Raw genomic sequence first — 19,828 nt, forward strand, 5'->3', positions numbered from 1 at the left:
CCTATTCAGAAATTATTTCAATTTTTTCTAGCATATTATTTACAGCTTGGCAATCAGATATACCAACACCAGCTTGCCCAACTGATAAAGCTGCAACACTTGATGCAAAGACTAAAGTATCTTTAATTGAACGATTAGTCATTAAGCCATACATCAACCCGGCGACCATTGAATCACCGGCACCAACAGTACTAACTACATGACATTTTGGTGGTTTTGCAAGCCATGCTTCATTTTTAGTTACCCACAAAGCGCCTTTACTTCCTAACGAGATCACTACATTTTCAATGCCGTCGTTAACTAACTCCATAGCAGCTGCTTTAACATCTTCTAATGTTGGTAATTTGCGACCTACCCACATTTCTAGCTCTTTGTCATTGGGTTTAATTAACCATGGTTTTGCTTTTAATCCTGCAACTAATGCATCTCGGCTACTATCAAATACGATCTTTGGACAAATCGCTTTAACTTGTTCCATCCACTTAGTAAATTTATCAAGTGATACTCCAGCAGGTAAACTACCGCTGATAGCCACCATGTCAATATCTTTTAACCATTCAAGAGAATTTGTAACAAAACATTGCCAATCTTGCTCGCTAATCGTGAAGCCTGAAAAATTAAGGTCAGTCACTTCACTATTTTCCTCGGTTAATTTAACATTAATGCGAGTACGACCTTGAATTGTTTCAAATTTATCAATCACATTTAATGATTTGAATAATAAGTTAAAACCATCACGATTTTCTTTACCTAAAAAACCGCCAATAGTTAATTGAACATCTAAATCCGACAAAACTTTAGCAACGTTGATACCTTTGCCAGCAGCAAGTAATGCATTGGTTTGGACTAAATTAACATCACCAAGCTCAACTTTGGGACAAAAACCCAAAAGATCATAAGCTGGGTTTAAAGTTATTGTTGCGACACGATAAGTCATTATTCAGTCCCCTCACCTAAACCATCCCCAATTGCTTTACCAATAGCATCAAGCGCCTGAGTAGCATCTTCACCTACTGCAGTAAATCGTAATCGACTACCTTTTTTAGCGCCTAGCGCAACAATTTTCATTAAACTCGTTGCACTTACTGGCTCACCTTTACCATCTAAATTAGCGACAGTAACCTTACAATTAAACTCTTTAACTAATTTTACTAGTACTGATGATGGGCGTGTATGTAAGCCATTTTCGTTTGGAATAATAAATTCACGACTTAATGATTCATTATTCGATTCAGCCACAGTCGACTCATTTGAAGATGTCGATTGGATTTCTGATTTATTAGATTCTATTGTCGCAGAACCAGATAAAAGAAGGCTGATAAGATCACCTGTATTTGCTGATAATAGTAATTGTAATTTTTGGTTAAAAACTAAAGTTGCAATATTATTTACAATATCAGAAATAGAATCATCAACTGCTGATATGGTGATGAGTAACTTAACAGGCTTACCATCTTCATTAATATTACTGATGGTGCGACTAATCGCCATAGCATTTTTTAAATTACCTTGTTTGCTATCATTTAACCAAACTCCATCACCTAAATATGTAGGTTTATTGTCCAACACATCGGCAATAAAACTTGAATTTACAGCATTTTGCTGTTTTAGACGTGATGCATTTAATGCTTGTAAAGTTGCTAAACTATCAGCAGGAATATCCAATAATAATGCAGATTCATTTATAGAAAATTGGCTATCTTCAGAACTTGTTTTACCAGTTAAAATAGCAATTGCTTCGTCGGCTGACTGAATTTTTTTAATTCGCTCTTCTACCCCTTCAGCTCCAAGTACGTGAGTTAGTTGACGGAGTAATTCTAAATGCTCATCAGAGCTTGCTGCAATACCAATTGCAAGATAGGCCTTTTCACCATCATCCCCCCATTGAACACCATTAGGAAAACAAAATACTTGTACCCCTGTTTTTTTGACTAAATGGCGAGTTTTAGTAGTTCCATGGGGAATAGCAAGGCCTATACCCAGATATGTGGCTGCTTGTGCTTCTCGTTCTAGCATTCCATCGACATAACCATCTTCAACAAATCCTGCATTGGTTAATGCCGTAGCAATTTTTTTTATCGCTTCAGTTTTATTGGTAGCTTGTTCATTTAAATGAATGTTTTCTTTAACTAAATGAAACATATAATAAATACCTCTGGGTTAATAATGTTGGGTCGACTAAAATGACTTAGAAAATACAAATCCTTTAATCAATTGAATCGTTTCAGCAATAATGAATAAATAAACATTAATTATCAAATAAATTATGTCTATTAATAAGTAATTTGTGATCTGGATCTTATTTTTTAATTTGAACTGTTTTAAAATTAACATATTTTTTATGCCTATTAATACCTTAACGGCTTAAGCTACCTCGATAGATCAATCGTCTTGGAATTATTGTTGTGCCCGATTGGTAATTATTGTTATGTAGATAGTTTAAAAACAGTTTTATTGTTACATCGGCAACTTCTTTATGATCTTGTGAAAGTGATATAACTTTACATGGTAAAAAATCTAACAATTCATTATCTCCAAAGGTAGCAATAGTTAAACTCTCGGGTAAGTGCCCAAATTTTCTTAAAATTGCATCAATGCTCCCCTGTAATAAAGAAAAAGAGGTAGTAAATATGCCATTAGGCAATTCATGACTTTCTAGCCATTGACTAAAGGCTAAATCAGCATCTTGACGGCTATAGTTATTTGCATATAAAAAATCAACTTTATTACAATTGTCAAGTTTGATATCTTTAAAACCATCTAAACGAAGTTGACTAACAGATAAGTTTGGTAAGGCTCCTATATAAACCACTGAATCTTGTACAAAGTTATTAAATGCTTGAGCAAGTGATTTAGAATCTTGTTTATCTGCACCTACAATATTTCTAAATTTAGAGATGGATAATATTCGATCAAGTGCAAATAATGGAATCTTTTCGTTTTGCCAGTCATCATAAAAAAAATAATCTTGAGCAAAAACAAACGAAGAAGAAACAATTAAGGCATCTACGCGACGCTGCTGAAGGTGTTTGACACACTCTCTTTCGACTTGTGGATTATCTTCGGAACATGCAATTAGTAATTGATATCCTTCCTTTCTTACCAATTGTTCTAAATAATTAGCTATGCGAGTGTAACTGTTGTTTTCTAAATCAGGAATAATAATGCCTATAGTCCGGGTTTTACCTGCTCTAAGCCCCGCTGCTACCGCATTGGGTTGGTAATTATGTTTTTTTACCACCGACATAACTTTTTCGACTGTTTTATCACTAACGCGGTACTTTTTGGCTTTTCCATTGATCACATAACTGGCCGTCGTCCTTGATACACCAGCTAAAAGTGCTATTTCCTGTAATTTCATTATAATTATCTCAACAAAAATATTGCCAATTATTTAACATGGTTAGAAATAAATAGTAAACAATAATTTTTATTTACTTAATTAAACAATTGTAACTTTTTACTATTAAGATTAATTAATTTCCATTGTATTTGTTAATAGTAAATAGCAATATTTTGATTGTGAATATTTTCAATTTTGACCGGTGTATCAAATATATCTTCTAAAATATTGGCTTTCATAATCTGTTGTGAATTGCCTTGGTATATTAATTCACCATTTTTCATCGCTAAGATGTAATCTGAATATACGGATGCAAAGTTGATATCATGAATAACAATCACAATGGTTTTACCCAGCTCATCGGCTGCGCGGCGCAATTGTTTCATCATGGCAACAGCATGTTTCATATCAAGATTATTGAGTGGTTCATCAAGTAATACATATTCAGTATCTTGACATAACACCATAGCAACATAAGCTCGTTGCCGTTGACCACCAGATAATTCATCTAAAAAGCGGTCTTTATATTCAGTAAGATCTAAAAAATCGAGCGCTCGATAAATATGGTTATAATCATCAGCATTTAAACGCCCTTTGGTATAAGGATAACGCCCAAATCCAACTAGTTCAAAAACAGACAATCTACTGGTAAAACGGTTTTCTTGTCTCAATACTGATAAATAAGTGGCAAGTTTATCACTTGGCGTATTAACAACATCCATATTTTGAATTTTAACTTGTCCTTCATCAGCTAATAGAAGACGACTTATAATTGATAATAGCGTCGATTTTCCCGCCCCATTTGGACCAATAATAGCAGTAATTCCACCTTGTGAAATCGTCGCATTGACATTTTTTAATACAGATACTGTTTGATAGTTTTTACTAACATTATCAATTTTTATCACTTTGGAACCTTTTTTAATAATAAGAAGATAAACAAAGAACCACCAATGAATTCAATGACAATGGATAATGCACCAACCATATTTAATACTCGCTCTAAGAACATTTGTCCACCGACCAGAAAAATAACACCTAACAAAAAAGCAGTAGGTAGCAAAAAACGATGTTGGCTTGATCCACTAATACTATAAGCTAAATTAGTAATTAAAAGCCCCAAAAAAGTGAATGGACCGACTAATGCCGTTGACACTGACACTAAAACTGAAACTAGCAATAATATAATAGTGACACTTTTTTGATAATCGATACCCAAATTGATTGCATTATCCCGACCCAACGCAAGTACATCAAATTTAAATCGCATTTGCCATAAAAATAGACCAACAATAGCTACTATTACTAACGAAAAGATAACCAATACAGGTTCTGCACGTGTAAATGTAGCAAAAATACGACTTTGAAGCACAGCGAATTCAGACGGGGTCATCAAGCGTTGCAATAGATTAGAAAAACTACGGAATAATGTACCTAAAATAATTCCTATTAATAATACCAAATGTAAATTTTTCTTGAGTCTAGTAAACAAACCTCGATATAAAAATAAAGAGAATAAAATTAATAAAAGTGATTCGAATACAAATTTACCAATAATACCAATATAAGGAATACCTTGTGAATCAATACAAAAGATTACAACAGTTTGAATAAGTACAAATAGTGATTCGAATCCCATAATAGAAGGTGTTAATATTCGATTGTTGGTAACTGTTTGAAAAAGCAGTGTTGATGTCGCAGCCGAAAAAGCGACTAAAATCATAGCTAGCATTACCCACGTTCGATGCTTCAAAATATAGCTAATATTGCCTTTAAGGTTGAAAGTCATAAAACATGTTATGCATATTAAAGCAATAATTAACAATAAAAGAACTCTTTTTTGACACAAAATATGGCGTTTTTGATTAACTAACATGACGTTTTCGACTCAACAATATTAAAAAAATAATAGCGCCAACTACGCCAAGAATAACACTCACGGGGATCTCAAAAGGATAGCGAATTACACGCCCAATAATATCGCAAATTAAAACTAATCCACTACCAAACAAACAGATCCATGGAATGGTTTTACGAACATTGTCCCCAAATAATAAACTAACAATATTTGGTACAATCAATCCTAAAAATGGTAAAACCCCAACAACTACAACGACAATACCACCAATTAATGCAATAACAATAAGTCCTGTTAACATAACACGACCATAGTTAAGCCCTACATTAATAGAAAAATCACGCCCCAAGCCAACTACAGTAAACTGATCCGCACACCAACAAGCAAGTAATGTCAAACCACCCACCAACCATAATAATTCGTAACGACCTTTTAAAATAGCTGAAAAATCACCTGATTCCCAACCACCAAGTGATTGTAATAAATCAAAATACATGGCAAAAAATGTAGTAATAGCGCTAATAACTGCACCTAACATAATGCCAATAAGAGGTACCATTATTGCTGACTTTAAAATAATCTTTCGAGAAATCGCCATAAATATCATTGTGCCAATCATAGCAAATAGGCTAGCAACAACCATTTTAGTCATGACACTAGCGCCAGGAGCTAAAACCATCATAACTAATAAGCCAAGACTAGCCGATTGAGTAGTGCCAACTAAAGAAGGTTCAACAAATCGATTTTGTGTTAATAATTGCATAATCAAACCTGCAACACTCATGGCGCTACCTGCTAACAATAAGGCAACAGTTCGAGGAATACGGCTTACAAAAAAAATCTCACGCATATTGCTATCTGACCATAAATCAAATAGTGTCACATGCCCTGCACCAATAAATAAACTTATTGCAGTCATGATCAATAAAATGAACATACCTGCAATAAAATAAAATGATTTAATCATGCTTTACATTAATGCGCTGGTTCACTTTGCAAAGCGACACCTATTTGATCCATCAAACGGCTATAGGTTTGAATACCGCCAGCAATATACATGGAAGAAGAATCTAAATAAACAATATGGTTTTGTTGCCATGCAGCAGTTTTTCGGATCAATTCGTTGTCAAGTACTTGTTGTGCAGACTGAGCTTCTTTATTACCAATTGCATTATCTCTATCTAACACAAATATCCACTGCGGATTAACACTCAAAATAAATTCAGAGGTAACAGCATTACCATGACGACCAGCTTCTTGGAAAGTGGTTGCTGGCTGAAAACCGAGCACATCAAACACAAAACCAAAACGAGATTTTGAGCCATAAGCTGACATTTTACCGCCATTAACCATAATCACTAGTGCTGTGCCAGCAGTAGTTGTCTTGGTTTTCAATTGTTCTATTTTTTGATTAAAATCAGCAATAAGTTTCTTAGCTTCATTTTGTTTATTGAAGATTGAGCCTAATTGTTCTGTTCTTTGAGTTAAACTACTTAAAAAATTATTTGGGTCAATATCTAAAGAAATCGTCGGAGCAATATCATTCAATTTTTTATAAGCATCAGTAGCGCGACCTCCAGCAACAATAACATCTGGTTGAATTGAACTTAAAACTTCATAATTTGGTTCAAATAAAGTGCCCACATTAGTGTAGTCTTTGCGTCCATATTTAGATAAGAAAGTTGGATAATGTACATCTGATTGAGGCACTGCTGTCACAGGAATATTTAATGCGTCCATAATATCAAGTGTTGCAGTATTAAAAACAACAACTTTTTTAGGATTTTCAGGTACATCGGTTTTACCTTGAGCATGTTCAATGGTAAGCGTATTTGCAGAGGTTTGCTGTTCTTTTTTATTGTCACATCCAACCAAAACAAGCAAAACAGCAAGCAAAACTAAAAATTTCACTTTGATATATGAATACATTGTAACTCCTAATTATCAACCAAATAAAAAACAAAAAACGATAATTATAATAATTATCATTTACATTAAGATTGTAACCAAAAAATTTGCTCTATTCAATGCACTTTAACTATTTAAAAATTTAATATGTGATAAAAGATAGATTAAATAGCACTCAAATGAATGGATTAAAAAGCTATCGATTTGTTCGATAGCATAATTAATATTGGTGATTAAGGGTGTTTAGTGGGATCAAGCGATAAATCTTTAAGTTTTCTAGTTAATGTATTTCGCCCCCAGCCTAACAGATGAGAAGCATCTTGTTTGTGACCTCGAGTAAAATTAAGTGCACTTCTTAGTAAGATTCGTTCAACATCATTTATTGCTTCAGTCAAAATTCCTGTTTTACCATCTATTAGAGCTTGTTTTGCCCATTGTTCCAGCAATACTTTCCAATCAACTTCTTGTTGAGAAAAGTGGCTTGTAGGCAATGTGTTATTTTCATTTGTAACCACTGTTTTAGCTGTCGATAATTGCAACAATTCTGGAGGCAAGTCCTGAACTAAAACTTCTTTATTTGAAGACATCACCGTAACCCAGCGACAAATATTTTCAAGTTGACGAACATTACCTGGCCAATTAAAGCGACATAAAACATTTAAAGCTTCCGAACTGAATACTTTACTTTCTACCCCCAAGTCTTTGGCAGTTGTATGTAAAAAATGTTCTGATAGTTTTGGTATATCTTCAATTCGATCGCGTAGCGGTGGTAATAAGATACGAATTACATTTAGACGATGAAAAAGATCTTCTCTAAATTTACCCTCACGAACCCTAGCTTGTAAATCTTGATGAGTAGCTGCAATAATACGGACATCTACTTTGACAGGTGAATAACCGCCAATACGATAAAATTGCCCATCAGCAAGCACCCTTAATAATCTAGTTTGAACATCAAGTGGCATATCACCAATTTCATCTAGAAATAATGTACCACCATTCGCTTGTTCAAACCTCCCGTGCCTAATTTGAGCCGCTCCAGTAAACGCCCCTTTTTCATGTCCAAAAAGTTCTGACTCAATAAGATCTTTAGGGATGGCTGCCATATTTAGCGCAATAAAAGGGGATTGTGAGCGAGGGCTATGGATATGTAATGCTTTTGCAACTAATTCTTTCCCCGTTCCTGATTCACCATTAATCAATACACTAATTGATGATTTGGAAAGCCTACCAATAATACGAAAAACTTCCTGCATTGAAGGCGCTTCACCAATAATGCCGGTCGATGCTTTACTTGTTGTATTATTATTGGTTTTATTACTTTGAGTTTGTGAAATCGCACGTTCAACCAATTGAATAACTTCGTCCACATCAAAAGGTTTAGGAATATAATCATAAGCACCTTTTTGATAGGCATTTACTGCTGCATCTAGATCGGAATGAGCAGTCATAATAATAACTGGCAAATTCGGCATTTGCTCTTTAATATGATGAAGCAATGTCAAACCATCAAGTCCTGGCATTTTAATATCAGAAATTAGTACAGCTGGTTTTTGTACATATGTATCTAATGCATCAATAACTTGCTTACCACTCTCAAAGCTAACACAGTTAAAATGAGCATTAGTTAATGCTTTTTCTAATACCCATCGAATAGAGCTATCATCATCAACAATCCACACATTCATTTTATTTACCTCACTGCCTAATTGGCAAATAGACAGAAAATTGAGTATGCCCAGGCCAACTATTAAATTCAATTTTACCATGATGTTGATCAACAATATTATTTGCAATCGAAAGTCCAATACCTGTACCTCCTTCATGCCCGCTCACCATAGGATAAAACAAAGTATCTTGTATATGAACAGGCACACCTGGTCCAGTATCTTCAATATCAATACGAGCGCACAAACGGTAGCGCTGTCCATGTAAAGTAATCTGAAAAGCAGTTCTTGTCCTGATAATAATTGTGCCAGTATTGGATCCGATAGCCTGTAAAGCATTGCGAACAATATTTAAAATTACCTGCTCTATTTGTTCGGAGTCATGAATAAAATCAGGTAAGCTTGGATCATAATCACGCAGAATTTTAATATTGATTGGTTTTTCCAAACACAGCAAAGCATAGATACGTTCTATTGCTTGATGAATACTTTGTTCTTTTTGTTGTAATCTCTGCTGTGGGCCTAATAACCTATCTACCAGATTTCTTAACCTATCTGCTTGTTCAATAATAATTTTTGTGTAATCTTGCAATTCATTTTTAGGTAGTTCACGTGATAATAATTGAGCGGCGCCTCGAAGCCCTCCGAGAGGATTTTTAATTTCATGAGCTAGTCCACGAACTAATTCACGAGCTGCACTCTGTTGCGCTTGTTGCAATTGTTCTTGGCTAAGGCGTTTATGGCTATTTAATGGCGTCATTTCAATTAAAATCTGTCCATTACCTAATAGTTGAGCTGTCAACGTTAAAATATGTAATTCATTATTAATAACTAAATTGACTTCATTATCTGTAAAACCCTGATTTTGCTCTAATGTACTGAGCATTAAATTTATATCCAAAGAAAAGTATCCCAGCAAATCAGGAAGATAACTTTCTAATAATTTTTTTGAACTTTGTGCTAATAATTGCTGTGCAGCAATATTGGCATACAGAATATTAAGCTTAGTATCAAGTAATAAAATACTTGTAATCATAGAATCGAGAACAAGATTAGCATCAGATTCATTATCAAATGTCATCGTTGGTTTTCCGTCCTGATTAGAAACCACCGCAAATTAACGGTGGTTTGATAGGTTAAATTACTATATAGCTTATAGACTATAGTACATTTCAAACTCAACTGGGTGAGGTGTCATACGGACACGATCAACATCTTGACGTTTTAAATCAATGTATGCATCAATAGCATCGTTAGTAAATACGTTACCACGTGTTAAGAATTCACGATCTGCACCTAATGCATTAAGTGCTTCTTCAAGTGAACCCGCAACCTGAGGAATTAATTTAGACTCTTCTGGTGGTAAGTCATATAAGTTTTTATCCATTGCATCACCAGGGTGAATTTTATTGATAATACCATCCAAACCAGCCATTAACTGTGCGGCAAAAGATAAGTATGGATTACCTGCTGGATCTGGGAAACGAACTTCAATACGGCGAGCTTTAGGGCTAGTCACGACTGGAATACGGATTGATGCAGAACGGTTACGAGCCGAGTAAGCAAGCATAACTGGTGCTTCATATCCCGGAACTAGACGTTTATAAGAGTTAGTTGCAGGGTTTGTAAATGCATTAATTGCTTTCGCATGTTTAATAATACCGCCAATATAGAATAATGCCATTTCAGAAAGGCCCGCATATTTATCACCAGCAAATAAATTTACGCCATCTTTTGCCAATGATTGGTGACAGTGCATACCAGAACCATTATCACCAAATATTGGTTTTGGCATAAAGGTCGCGGTTTTACCATATGCGTGTGCTACATTTTGTACAACATATTTATAAATTTGCACTTCATCAGCTTTTTTAGTTAACGTATTAAAACGACAGGCAATTTCATTTTGACCTGCTGTTGCAACTTCATGATGATGCGCCTCAATCACTAAGCCAAGTTGCTCCATAATTGAGCACATTTCAGAACGGATATCTTGTGATGAATCAACCGGAGGAAGTGGGAAATAACCACCTTTTACACCTGGACGATGGCCTTTATTGCCTTCGTCATATTTAGTACCTGAGTTCCAGGCCGCTTCAATATCATCAATATGTACAAAGCTACCTGACATTGGCGAACCGAAACGAACATCATCAAATAAGAAAAATTCTGGTTCAGGGCCGAAAATAACAGTATCAGCAATACCTGATGATTTTAAAAATTCTTCGGCACGTTTAGCAATTGAACGTGGGTCACGATCATATCCTTGTAATGTTGCAGGCTCTAAAACATCACAACGGAGATTTAATGTCACATCTTCAAAAAAAGGATCGATAACAGCACTTGATGTATCTGGCATTAACACCATATCTGATTCATTAATACCTTTCCAACCTGCAATTGATGAACCGTCAAACATCTTACCATCTTCAAAAAAGCTGTCATCAATTTGACTAACAGGAATTGTAACGTGTTGCTCTTTACCTTTTGTATCAGTAAAGCGTAAATCAATAAACTTAACATCATTTTCTTTAATTTGTGTTAAAACTTTTAGTATAGACATGTATCTTCTCCATTGAGGACAAATAATAATTATTCAGTTTTTAAGGTATTCTTACCAAATTGCTATAACGTATGCAAATATAATGCCAATTCTTTAACTCTATTTTTGGTGGCTTTATAAGTAGCTATAGTAACATAAATATTACAGTTGCACTAAAATAATGCAATAAGCACCAGAATAATGCACCAAAATAGTCATATAAAAAATTAAACCCAATTTTTATGCTCTATATATCTTCTCGCAGTGCTTCAATGCTCAAATGAAAAGTTATTTTATTCCAGTCATGCTCAATCGTTTCTTCTGAACTAAACACCACGTGATACAGCATATGATCTTTAGGATTTACAAAAGATGTAGAAGGATAAACATCCGTACCCCAATAACAGCAAATTAATTTAAGTTCACCTATTCCCATGGTGTTAACTAAATACTGATGTGCTTGTTTTGCATATTTACCCTCAATTTTATAAATAACTTTAAGAGGTTTTCCTTGTTCTTTATCATTTTGTATACAATCATTATATTTAAAGAAATCGGGCGCATCTGCATCAAATTCACGCAAAAAATCACGACAAGTTAAATCGGGATCATAGTCATAATGCGGGAAATATTCTGAATGTTTGATTTTTACGTTACGAAGTTTTGTTCTCTTTAACTCAGAAATTTGTTTATTAAAATATGTTCAGCATAAGCTTGATGATAATCTCCATTTTCTAAATAATAATTAGCTAATAAAGATTCGTCTTCAATAGTTTGAGAATTAAATTTATTAAATTCAGAAGAATCATCAGCAAACGCCGGAGAAATAATGGAAAATACAACACAAACCCAAAAGATAAATTGTTTCAATCTCATTAACCTATCCCTTAAAATTAAATAAATATTTTTTATAAAATAGCAAGATTTTCTTATTGGTGCTGTATTTCAGTGCATAATATCGTTATAATCTCACCTTATATTGAAATGACTAGGTAATCATACAAATATGGACTTTATAACACTCGAAATTCTACCTTTTGTAAAAAATCATTTTTTACTGTCCCTAGGTTGGATTGTGCTGTTTATTGCAATCATTGTACTAACCATTAAAGGAAAGCTATCTAAAGTTAAAGTTATCAATAATGCTCAGGCAATCCATATGGTAAATAAACAAGATGCAGTTATTATTGATATTCGCTCTGCTGATAGCTTCAAAAAAGGGCATATAACAGATTCTCATAACATTTTGCCTATCGACATTAAAAATGCAAGTGCAAAAACAATTGAAAAGTTTAAAGAAAATATCATTATTTTAATTGATGAGAATGGTTTATCATCAACAGGTATAGGTGAAATACTTGTCAAACAAGGTTTTTCAAATGTCTTTGTATTAAAAGACGGTATTGCTGGATGGAACGGCGAGAATTTACCATTAGTTAGAAAATAATATTATAAAAAATAAGGTTTTATCATGACAGAACAAAACAATACACAACAACCAGAAACACAGTTTGCTATTCAACGTATTTATACTAAAGATGTTTCATTTGAAACTAATAATGTTCCAGAAATTTTTACTAAACAATGGCAACCAGAACTGAATCTTGAATTAAATTCATCTTCGCAAGTTTTAAGTGAAAATGTATATGAAGTTGCACTTCGTGTCACTGTAACAGTAAAACAACAAAACGAAGTTGTGTATATCTGTGAAGTTACTCAAGCGGGTATTTTCTCACTTGTCGGATTTGACGAAGGCCAAATTCAACATTGTGTTGGTGCTTATTGTCCAAATATTTTGTTCCCCTATGCTCGTGAAGTAATTTCAAGTTTAGTGAATAAAGGTACATTCCCACAAGTGAATTTAGAACCAGTAAATTTTGAAGCACTATTTATGAACTATATTCAGCAACAACAAGCTGAAGCTGAATCAAAAGAAACACTACAATAGTCATTGTATTACAATTAACTGATAATAAATTTATTAGATGATTATGAAAAAAGATGCTGTAGTAACAGTAATTGGCGCTGGATCTTATGGGACCTCTTTAGCTATTTTGCTGGCTCGAAATGGTCACTCAACTTTATTATGGGGGCACAATCCTGATAAAATGACCATTTTGCAGCATGATAGGCAAAACAAACAGTTTCTACCGAATATTCCTTTCCCAAATCTGTTACAAATTGAAACTGATTTAAAAACGGCAGTTTTAGCTGCGCCAATTTTACTTATTGTGGTGCCAAGTCATGCTTTTGCAAGTATTTTGACTCAAATCAAACCTTTTTTACGCCAAGATACAAAAATTGTCTGGGCTACAAAAGGACTTGAAGTTAATACTGGCCGATTATTACAAGATGTTGCAGAGGAGATTTTGGGCAATAAGATTCCATTAGCGGTCATTTCTGGTCCTACTTTTGCTAAAGAAGTCGCATCTGGATTACCAACAGCTGTAACTGTAGCATCAACTAATGAGCATTTTTTAAATCAACTGCAAACTTTGTTTCATTGTAGCAAAAGCTTCCGAGTCTATAGCAGCAAAGATTTTATTGGAGTGCAACTTGGTGGTGCAATCAAAAATGTTATCGCTATTGGTGCTGGATTATCTGATGGTCTTGGCTTTGGAGCCAATGCTAGAACAGCATTAATTACACGTGGACTTGCCGAAATGATGCGTTTAGGTGCAGTATTGGGGGCAGATCCAGCAACCTTTATGGGAATGGCAGGATTAGGTGATTTGGTTTTAACTTGTACCGATGATCAATCCCGTAATCGTCGTTTTGGAATGTTACTTGGCCAAAATAAATCCATTCAAGAAGCTCAAGATGCTATTGGCCAAGTTGTTGAAGGTCGCAATAATACAAAAGAAGTCTGGTTATTAGCTCAAAAATATCATGTAGATATGCCTATCACTGAACAAATTTATCAAGTTATTTATGAAAATAAAGATCCAAAACAAGCCGCAGTGGCATTACTTAGGCGTTCACAAAAAGAAGAACTAAAAAGCTAATTTTTATACTCAAACACCTAGTTACCTGAAACTTTTTGACACAAAATTATACTAACTTGATATCTGAGTATTATAAAAACGTACCAATTCCTTTTTCTTTTGCTTTAAGATAAATATCGTAGCCAATATACACGTCTAATACAGCTGTACCAACAGTTTTAAACAGCGTGACTTGCTGATCATTTAGACGGCATTGGGTTGGATCTATCACTAAATCTCCTAACTCTAAAAAATCATCTTCTGATACCAATTTTTGTTTAATTGGATCAATAATATCACCTGCTTCAGCAAATACGCCTTCTTTAGTATCAACTACCCGAATATTAGCCTTTTCAACTACACATTCAGGAATTTCATGCATTTCTGGCGTATAAGCACCCACTCCATTAACGTGCGTGCCAGGTTTTACTTTTTCGCCATTAAATGTCACAACTTTTGAGGTTGTAACCGAAGTAATAATATCAGCTTGACTAATGTCATCATCCAAATTTTTTGAAAAATAAAGGTTAGTAGAAAAATGAGCAAAACGATATTTCATCTCTTCTGTAAATTGTTCCGCTTTTTGTGTATCAATATCAAAAATAGCGACATCAGTAAGTGAACGAACAGTTAACATTGCCTCTAATTGAGATACAGCTTGCCCACCAGTACCTATCAACACTGCTCGACTAGCATTTTTACGCGCCAGCAAATCGGTTGCTGCACCTTGAACGGCTCCTGTACGAAGCTGAGTGACAAAAGTGCCATCTAACATAGCACAGACTTCACCTGTTTGCGGATCTAACATTAAAACTTGAGCTGGTACTGATGGTTTACCCAATTTAGGATTGTCAGGAAATACCGAAACAATTTTTATACCCACAATATCGCTACCTTTAATATGTGCGGGCATAAACAAGGATTGTCCCTTTTGCATATCAAAATTTATTCGTAACGGCACATCACTGTTTCCTTGGCTATAGATTTTCAAAGCTTGTTTATCTGCAGCTATCGCATCTTTCATTGTATAAAATCTTTCAATATCATTGGCCGTTAAAATAAGCATTTTTATTCCTTAATTGATTTTCTATATTTTTTGAACTTTAGTATCTATTATCTATTTTTTAGATCAAGATTTATTGTTAATTAAACCATAAAAAACTGTTTTATATAACAAAAATCGCAGTTCTTGTATATCTTCTATATTTTCACTATTATTACAGCGTGTAATATTGCACGATATTTGAGAAATCAGATGCTATTTAAAATATTAAAATTTTTCTTAAAGATCCTATTTCATGTAAGAATTCATGGTAATTTTGAAAACTTAAAACAAGATAGACTTCTCATTACCCCTAATCATGTATCTTTTCTTGATGGTATTCTAATCGGCGTATTTTTACCCGTAAGACCAGTCTTTGCTATTTATTCGGGTTATATTAATCATTGGTTAGTTCGCTTAGCAAAGCGTTATGTTGATTTTGTGCCAATGGACCCAGTCAGTCCAATGGCAATTAAGCGATTAGTTCGAGAAATCGAAAAAGGTCGTCCTATAGTGATCTTTCCCGAAGGAAGAATTACTATAACTGGCTCATTAATGAAAATTTATGATGGTGCTGCTTTTGTTGCTGCTCGCTCTCAAGCTACCATTGTACCAGTGTGGATCGAAGGCGCTGAATTTACTTTAACTAGTCGTTTAAAAGGTTTATTTAAACGTCGTTTATTCCCTAAAATAACCATTCATGTACTTAACCCTACATCTATTCCGATGCCCGATGCGCCTAAAGCTAGTGAAAGGCGTTATATTGCAGGTGAAAAACTTCATCAAATTATGATGAATGCACGCATGGCAAGTCGTCCAAAATTAACGCTGTTTGAAGCATTATTAGAAGCACAAGTTCGCTATGGCGTGAAATCAAGAATGGTACAAGATCCTACAACTAACGAAGCATCTTATCGCAATTTATTAAAACAAATTATAGGTGTTAGTTGTATTATTGCCAAAATTACTAAAAATAAAGAGCGAGTAGGTGTTTTATTACCCAATGCAACTATTACTGTTGCAACTATTTTTGGTTTGTCAGTAAAAAATCGAACTCCAGCAATGCTTAACTATACTGCGGGAACAAAAGGCTTAAACTGTGCCATTACTGCTGCTGAAATCAAAACGATTATTACTTCACGCAAATTTATTAGAAAAGGTAAACTTGATTATCTACTTGAAGAAATCAAAGACGTTAAGTGGTGTTTTCTTGAAGATTTGCGTAAGAACTTAACTTTAAAAGATAAGCTTTATGTTGCAGTGCATCAATATATTCCACGCTTAATTAAATACCAACAATCAAGCGATGACGAAGCACTAGTACTGTTTACCTCTGGTTCAGAGGGAAACCCTAAAGGTGTTGCTCATAGTCATGGAAGCCTACTTGCTAATGTTGAACAAATTCGAACGGTTATAGATCCAACCCCTGCAGATCGCTTCATGTCGGCTCTACCATTATTCCATGCTTTTGGTATTACAGCAGGATTATTTTTACCGCTATTTTCAGGTAGCCGTACATTTTTATATCCAAATCCATTACATTACCGTATGGTCCCTGAAATTATTTATGACCAAAATTGTACGGTTTTATTTGGTACGCCAACTTTCTTGGCAAACTATGCCCGTTATGCGCACCCATATGATTTTATGCGTTTACGCTATGTTGTTGCAGGTGCCGAAAAATTATCAGATGCAGTACGAGAACAATGGAAAGATAAATATGGTATTCGTATTTTAGAAGGTTATGGCGTTACCGAGTGTGCACCTGTTGTAGCCCTTAATGTTCCTATGGCATTTAAAGCTGGGACTGTAGGGCGATTACTTCCAGGCATGGTATCAAGATTAATTCACATTCCGGGCATTAGCGATGGAGGCCAATTGCAAGTCAAAGGACCTAATGTGATGAAAGGTTATTTACGGGTGGAAAATCCGGGCAAACTTGAAGAACCAGTAGCAGTTGATGAAAATGGACAAGCCGAAAAAGGTTGGTATGATACCGGTGATATCGTTGCTATTGATAGTGAGGGGTTTTTGACAATTAAAGGACGCTTGAAACGATTTGCCAAAATCGCCGGTGAAATGGTTTCATTAGAAAGTGTTGAATCCTTAGCAAAAAAAGTTGACTCTGATGCAATGCACGGTGCAACAGTTAAAGCCGATGCAGCTAAAGGGGAAGCAATTGTCTTATTTACTACCTCAACAAAATTAAATCGAGAGCAACTTAATCAGGCATCTCAAGAATTGGGCATTCCAGCACTAGCTATTCCTCGTGATATTCGTATAGTAAAAGAGTTACCGCTACTAGGTACGGGGAAAATTGATTTTATTACTTTACGAAAAATGGCTGATGAATAAACTAAAGGATGTCACATGAAACAACATTCTCTATTAAGCAAAGGCATGGTTGCAACCATGCTTGCGCAGTTTTTTTCAGCATTTGCTGATAATGCAATCTTTTTTGCTATTTTAGCTTTCATTAAGAATTTACATTATCCAACATGGAGCCAATCGGTATTACAAATTAGTTTTGTCGCACCGTTTATCATACTTTCACCTTTTGTGGGGCAATTTGCTGACAGCATGTCAAAAGGCAAAGCAATGATGATTTCAAATAGCATCAAATTATTAGGTGCAGGTTGTATTTGTTTAAATATAAGTCCTTTTGTTGGTTACTTTTTAGTTGGTATAGGTGCTGCGGCCTACTCTCCCGCTAAATATGGAATTTTAGGCGAACTAACTACAGGTGATAATTTAGTTAAAGCAAATGGGTTAATAGAAGCATCAACCATTGCCGCCATTTTACTTGGTTCGCTAGCTGGTGGTCATATTGCCGATCTTAATGTGAGCGCTTCCTTACTTGTGTGCGTGTTAGTGTATGGGCTAGCTGTTATTGCTAATTTTTTTATTCCTAAATTACCTGCTGCACGGCAAAATATTTCATGGCAATTTATCAATATGGTAAACGATTTTACTAATACATTAGAAATCATATGCAATAATAAACGTGTTTTATTTACACTATTGGGTACCAGTTTATTTTGGGGAGCTGGTATTACTTTACGTTTTCTATTAATTAGTTGGGTTCCAGCTATCTTAAATATTCATGACAACGCAACACCAACAAACCTTAATGCAATCGTTGCTATCGGTATTGTTATTGGCGCAGGTCTAGCTAGTACATTTATTAATATTAACAACACATTACGCTGCGTTCCTGCTGGTATAATGATGGGTATAGCGGTAATTGCCTTCACTTTGCAAAGCAACATAATTTCGTCTTATATTTTACTCATTATTATCGGAGCATTAGGTGGCTTCTTTTTGGTACCATTAAATGCCTTTATTCAAAAAATAGGTAAAGAGTTAGTTGGTGCTGGTAGTGTTATTTCAGTGCAAAATTTAAGCGAATATACTGCAATGATGGTAATGTTAGGATTTTATACGTTAGCCGTTGCTTTAAATTTATCGGTTACTGCTATCGGTGTTGGTTTTGGAAGCTTATTTGCTTTAGTTATATTTTTATTATGGTTAGGATTAAAAAATAATGAATCACATTAATCTATCAGCAATGATAACAGAAAGTCGTAATCCTAATAGCGAAAAAATAGATAACTGTTCAACATTAGAAATACTACAAATCATCAATAATGAAGATAAAAAAGTCGCATTGGCTATTGAAAAAGAGCTACCCAATATCGCAAAAGCCATTGATGCGATTAGTTTAGCATTTTCAAATCAAGGTAGACTAATCTATATAGGTGCTGGCACTTCAGGCCGATTAGGTATTTTAGATGCAAGTGAATGTCCACCAACTTATGGCACATCACCAGAACAAGTTATTGGCTTAATTGCTGGAGGCAAAACAGCTATTTTTAAGGCAATTGAAAACGCCGAAGATAACCCAGAACTGGCAATTACTGACTTAAAAAACATTAATTTTAACTCAAATGACGTTTTAGTTGGCATTGCAGCTAGTGGGCGCACACCTTATGTAATAGGTGCTATGCAATATGCTAAATCAATTGGATCAACAGTGATCAGCTTATGCTGTAACCCATTAGCACCAATGATTAATTTAGCCAATATTGCTATTACACCAATTGTTGGTGCAGAAGTAATTACTGGCTCCTCCAGAATGAAAGCAGGTACAGCACAAAAATTAGTCCTTAACATGTTAACCACTGCCAGCATGATAAAAATCGGCAAAGTCTATAGTAATTTAATGGTTGACGTACAAGCTACCAACGCAAAACTTGTTGAACGACAAATATCCATTGTTATGCAGGCTACCGATTGCAGTCGAGAAAAAGCCATTGCCGCATTAGCCGAAAGTAATAAGCATTGTAAAACTGCTATTTTGATGATTCTTTCAAGTTTAAATGCAGAGCAAGCCAGAGTGAGACTAAAAAAAGAAAATGGTTTTATTCGTCGAACACTGTAAGATAGACTAAATTTACTTTAATAAACAATAAAAAACTAAGTTT

General features: G+C 34.6%; 19 protein-coding genes. 6 read left to right on the top strand and 13 right to left on the bottom strand.

The window, feature by feature from the left end; translation table 11 throughout:
- Window position 1: 1 nt before the first annotated feature.
- From fruK to B9N71_RS04215, 12 genes are all read right to left on the bottom strand, one after another.
- Complete coding sequence (fruK, locus tag B9N71_RS04160) at window positions 2–937, bottom strand: 1-phosphofructokinase (protein ID WP_085164312.1); 936 nt, start codon at window positions 935–937, stop codon at window positions 2–4.
- On the bottom strand, window positions 937–2,142 hold the full coding sequence (gene fruB, locus B9N71_RS04165; RefSeq protein WP_085164314.1) for a fused PTS fructose transporter subunit IIA/HPr protein: 1,206 nt from the start codon (window positions 2,140–2,142) through the stop codon (window positions 937–939). Before fruB ends, fruK begins: the two co-directional genes overlap by 1 nt.
- A 214-nt stretch (window positions 2,143–2,356) precedes the next feature.
- Window positions 2,357–3,361: a catabolite repressor/activator gene (cra, locus tag B9N71_RS04170; RefSeq protein ID WP_085164316.1), complete on the bottom strand. Its 1,005-nt coding sequence runs from the start codon at window positions 3,359–3,361 to the stop codon at window positions 2,357–2,359.
- A 134-nt stretch (window positions 3,362–3,495) separates the two neighbouring features.
- Window positions 3,496–4,251, bottom strand: a complete 756-nt coding sequence (locus B9N71_RS04175) for an iron ABC transporter ATP-binding protein (protein ID WP_065589397.1) — start codon at window positions 4,249–4,251, stop codon at window positions 3,496–3,498.
- Entirely contained in the window at window positions 4,248–5,219 is a 972-nt protein-coding gene (locus B9N71_RS04180; protein ID WP_085164318.1) for an iron chelate uptake ABC transporter family permease subunit, read from the bottom strand. Before B9N71_RS04180 ends, B9N71_RS04175 begins: the two co-directional genes overlap by 4 nt.
- Window positions 5,209–6,165 (bottom strand): ABC transporter permease, encoded by a 957-nt coding sequence (locus B9N71_RS04185; RefSeq protein ID WP_065589458.1) that lies wholly within the window; start codon window positions 6,163–6,165, stop codon window positions 5,209–5,211. Before B9N71_RS04185 ends, B9N71_RS04180 begins: the two co-directional genes overlap by 11 nt.
- Before the next feature lie 11 nt (window positions 6,166–6,176).
- Window positions 6,177–7,130 (bottom strand): siderophore ABC transporter substrate-binding protein, encoded by a 954-nt coding sequence (locus tag B9N71_RS04190; protein WP_143422026.1) that lies wholly within the window; start codon window positions 7,128–7,130, stop codon window positions 6,177–6,179.
- Window positions 7,131–7,342: 212 nt separating this feature from the next.
- Window positions 7,343–8,797: a nitrogen regulation protein NR(I) gene (gene glnG / locus B9N71_RS04195; protein ID WP_208610430.1), complete on the bottom strand. Its 1,455-nt coding sequence runs from the start codon at window positions 8,795–8,797 to the stop codon at window positions 7,343–7,345.
- Window positions 8,798–8,807: 10 nt separating this feature from the next.
- Window positions 8,808–9,857, bottom strand: a complete 1,050-nt coding sequence (gene glnL / locus B9N71_RS04200; protein ID WP_085164323.1) for a nitrogen regulation protein NR(II) — start codon at window positions 9,855–9,857, stop codon at window positions 8,808–8,810.
- Between the two features lie 72 nt (window positions 9,858–9,929).
- Window positions 9,930–11,339: a glutamate--ammonia ligase gene (gene glnA / locus B9N71_RS04205; RefSeq protein ID WP_085164324.1), complete on the bottom strand. Its 1,410-nt coding sequence runs from the start codon at window positions 11,337–11,339 to the stop codon at window positions 9,930–9,932.
- A gap of 226 nt (window positions 11,340–11,565) precedes the next feature.
- Complete coding sequence (locus B9N71_RS04210) at window positions 11,566–12,003, bottom strand: DUF4952 domain-containing protein (RefSeq protein ID WP_085164325.1); 438 nt, start codon at window positions 12,001–12,003, stop codon at window positions 11,566–11,568.
- Complete coding sequence (locus B9N71_RS04215; RefSeq protein WP_085164327.1) at window positions 11,991–12,194, bottom strand: hypothetical protein; 204 nt, start codon at window positions 12,192–12,194, stop codon at window positions 11,991–11,993. The genes B9N71_RS04210 and B9N71_RS04215 overlap by 13 nt, the downstream gene beginning before the upstream one ends.
- Window positions 12,195–12,324: 130 nt before the next feature.
- Here B9N71_RS04215 and B9N71_RS04220 point away from each other — a divergent pair, with 130 nt between their 5' ends.
- Genes B9N71_RS04220 through gpsA form a run of 3 tightly spaced genes read left to right on the top strand, consistent with a single transcriptional unit; the run spans window position 12,325 to window position 14,323 of the window.
- Complete coding sequence (locus tag B9N71_RS04220) at window positions 12,325–12,765, top strand: rhodanese-like domain-containing protein (RefSeq protein ID WP_065589391.1); 441 nt, start codon at window positions 12,325–12,327, stop codon at window positions 12,763–12,765.
- Window positions 12,766–12,789: 24 nt separating this feature from the next.
- Window positions 12,790–13,266 carry a protein-export chaperone SecB gene (gene secB, locus B9N71_RS04225; RefSeq protein ID WP_065561473.1) on the top strand — a complete coding sequence of 159 codons (477 nt, stop codon included), beginning with the start codon at window positions 12,790–12,792 and terminating at the stop codon, window positions 13,264–13,266.
- Between the two features lie 40 nt (window positions 13,267–13,306).
- Window positions 13,307–14,323: an NAD(P)H-dependent glycerol-3-phosphate dehydrogenase gene (gene gpsA / locus B9N71_RS04230; protein ID WP_143422030.1), complete on the top strand. Its 1,017-nt coding sequence runs from the start codon at window positions 13,307–13,309 to the stop codon at window positions 14,321–14,323.
- A 70-nt stretch (window positions 14,324–14,393) separates the two neighbouring features.
- Here the strand turns inward: gpsA and B9N71_RS04235 are convergent, their stop codons facing one another.
- Window positions 14,394–15,368 (bottom strand): ornithine cyclodeaminase family protein, encoded by a 975-nt coding sequence (locus B9N71_RS04235; RefSeq protein ID WP_065589389.1) that lies wholly within the window; start codon window positions 15,366–15,368, stop codon window positions 14,394–14,396.
- A 189-nt stretch (window positions 15,369–15,557) separates the two neighbouring features.
- On the opposite strand from B9N71_RS04235, the gene aas reads away from it, so the two are divergent.
- The 3 genes from aas to murQ are packed head-to-tail and all read left to right on the top strand — an operon-like array spanning window position 15,558 to window position 19,785.
- A complete protein-coding gene (aas, locus tag B9N71_RS04240; protein WP_085164331.1) occupies window positions 15,558–17,699 on the top strand; it encodes a bifunctional acyl-ACP--phospholipid O-acyltransferase/long-chain-fatty-acid--ACP ligase in 2,142 nt (713 codons plus the stop codon).
- 15 nt (window positions 17,700–17,714) lie between these two features.
- Window positions 17,715–18,902: a lysophospholipid transporter LplT gene (lplT, locus tag B9N71_RS04245; RefSeq protein WP_085164333.1), complete on the top strand. Its 1,188-nt coding sequence runs from the start codon at window positions 17,715–17,717 to the stop codon at window positions 18,900–18,902.
- Entirely contained in the window at window positions 18,889–19,785 is an 897-nt protein-coding gene (murQ, locus tag B9N71_RS04250) for an N-acetylmuramic acid 6-phosphate etherase (protein WP_085164335.1), read from the top strand. Before lplT ends, murQ begins: the two co-directional genes overlap by 14 nt.
- Window positions 19,786–19,828: the final 43 nt, after the last annotated feature.

Origin of the sequence: Gilliamella bombi (genome assembly GCF_900103255.1) — a bacterium.
Lineage (GTDB): Bacteria > Pseudomonadota > Gammaproteobacteria > Enterobacterales > Orbaceae > Gilliamella > Gilliamella bombi.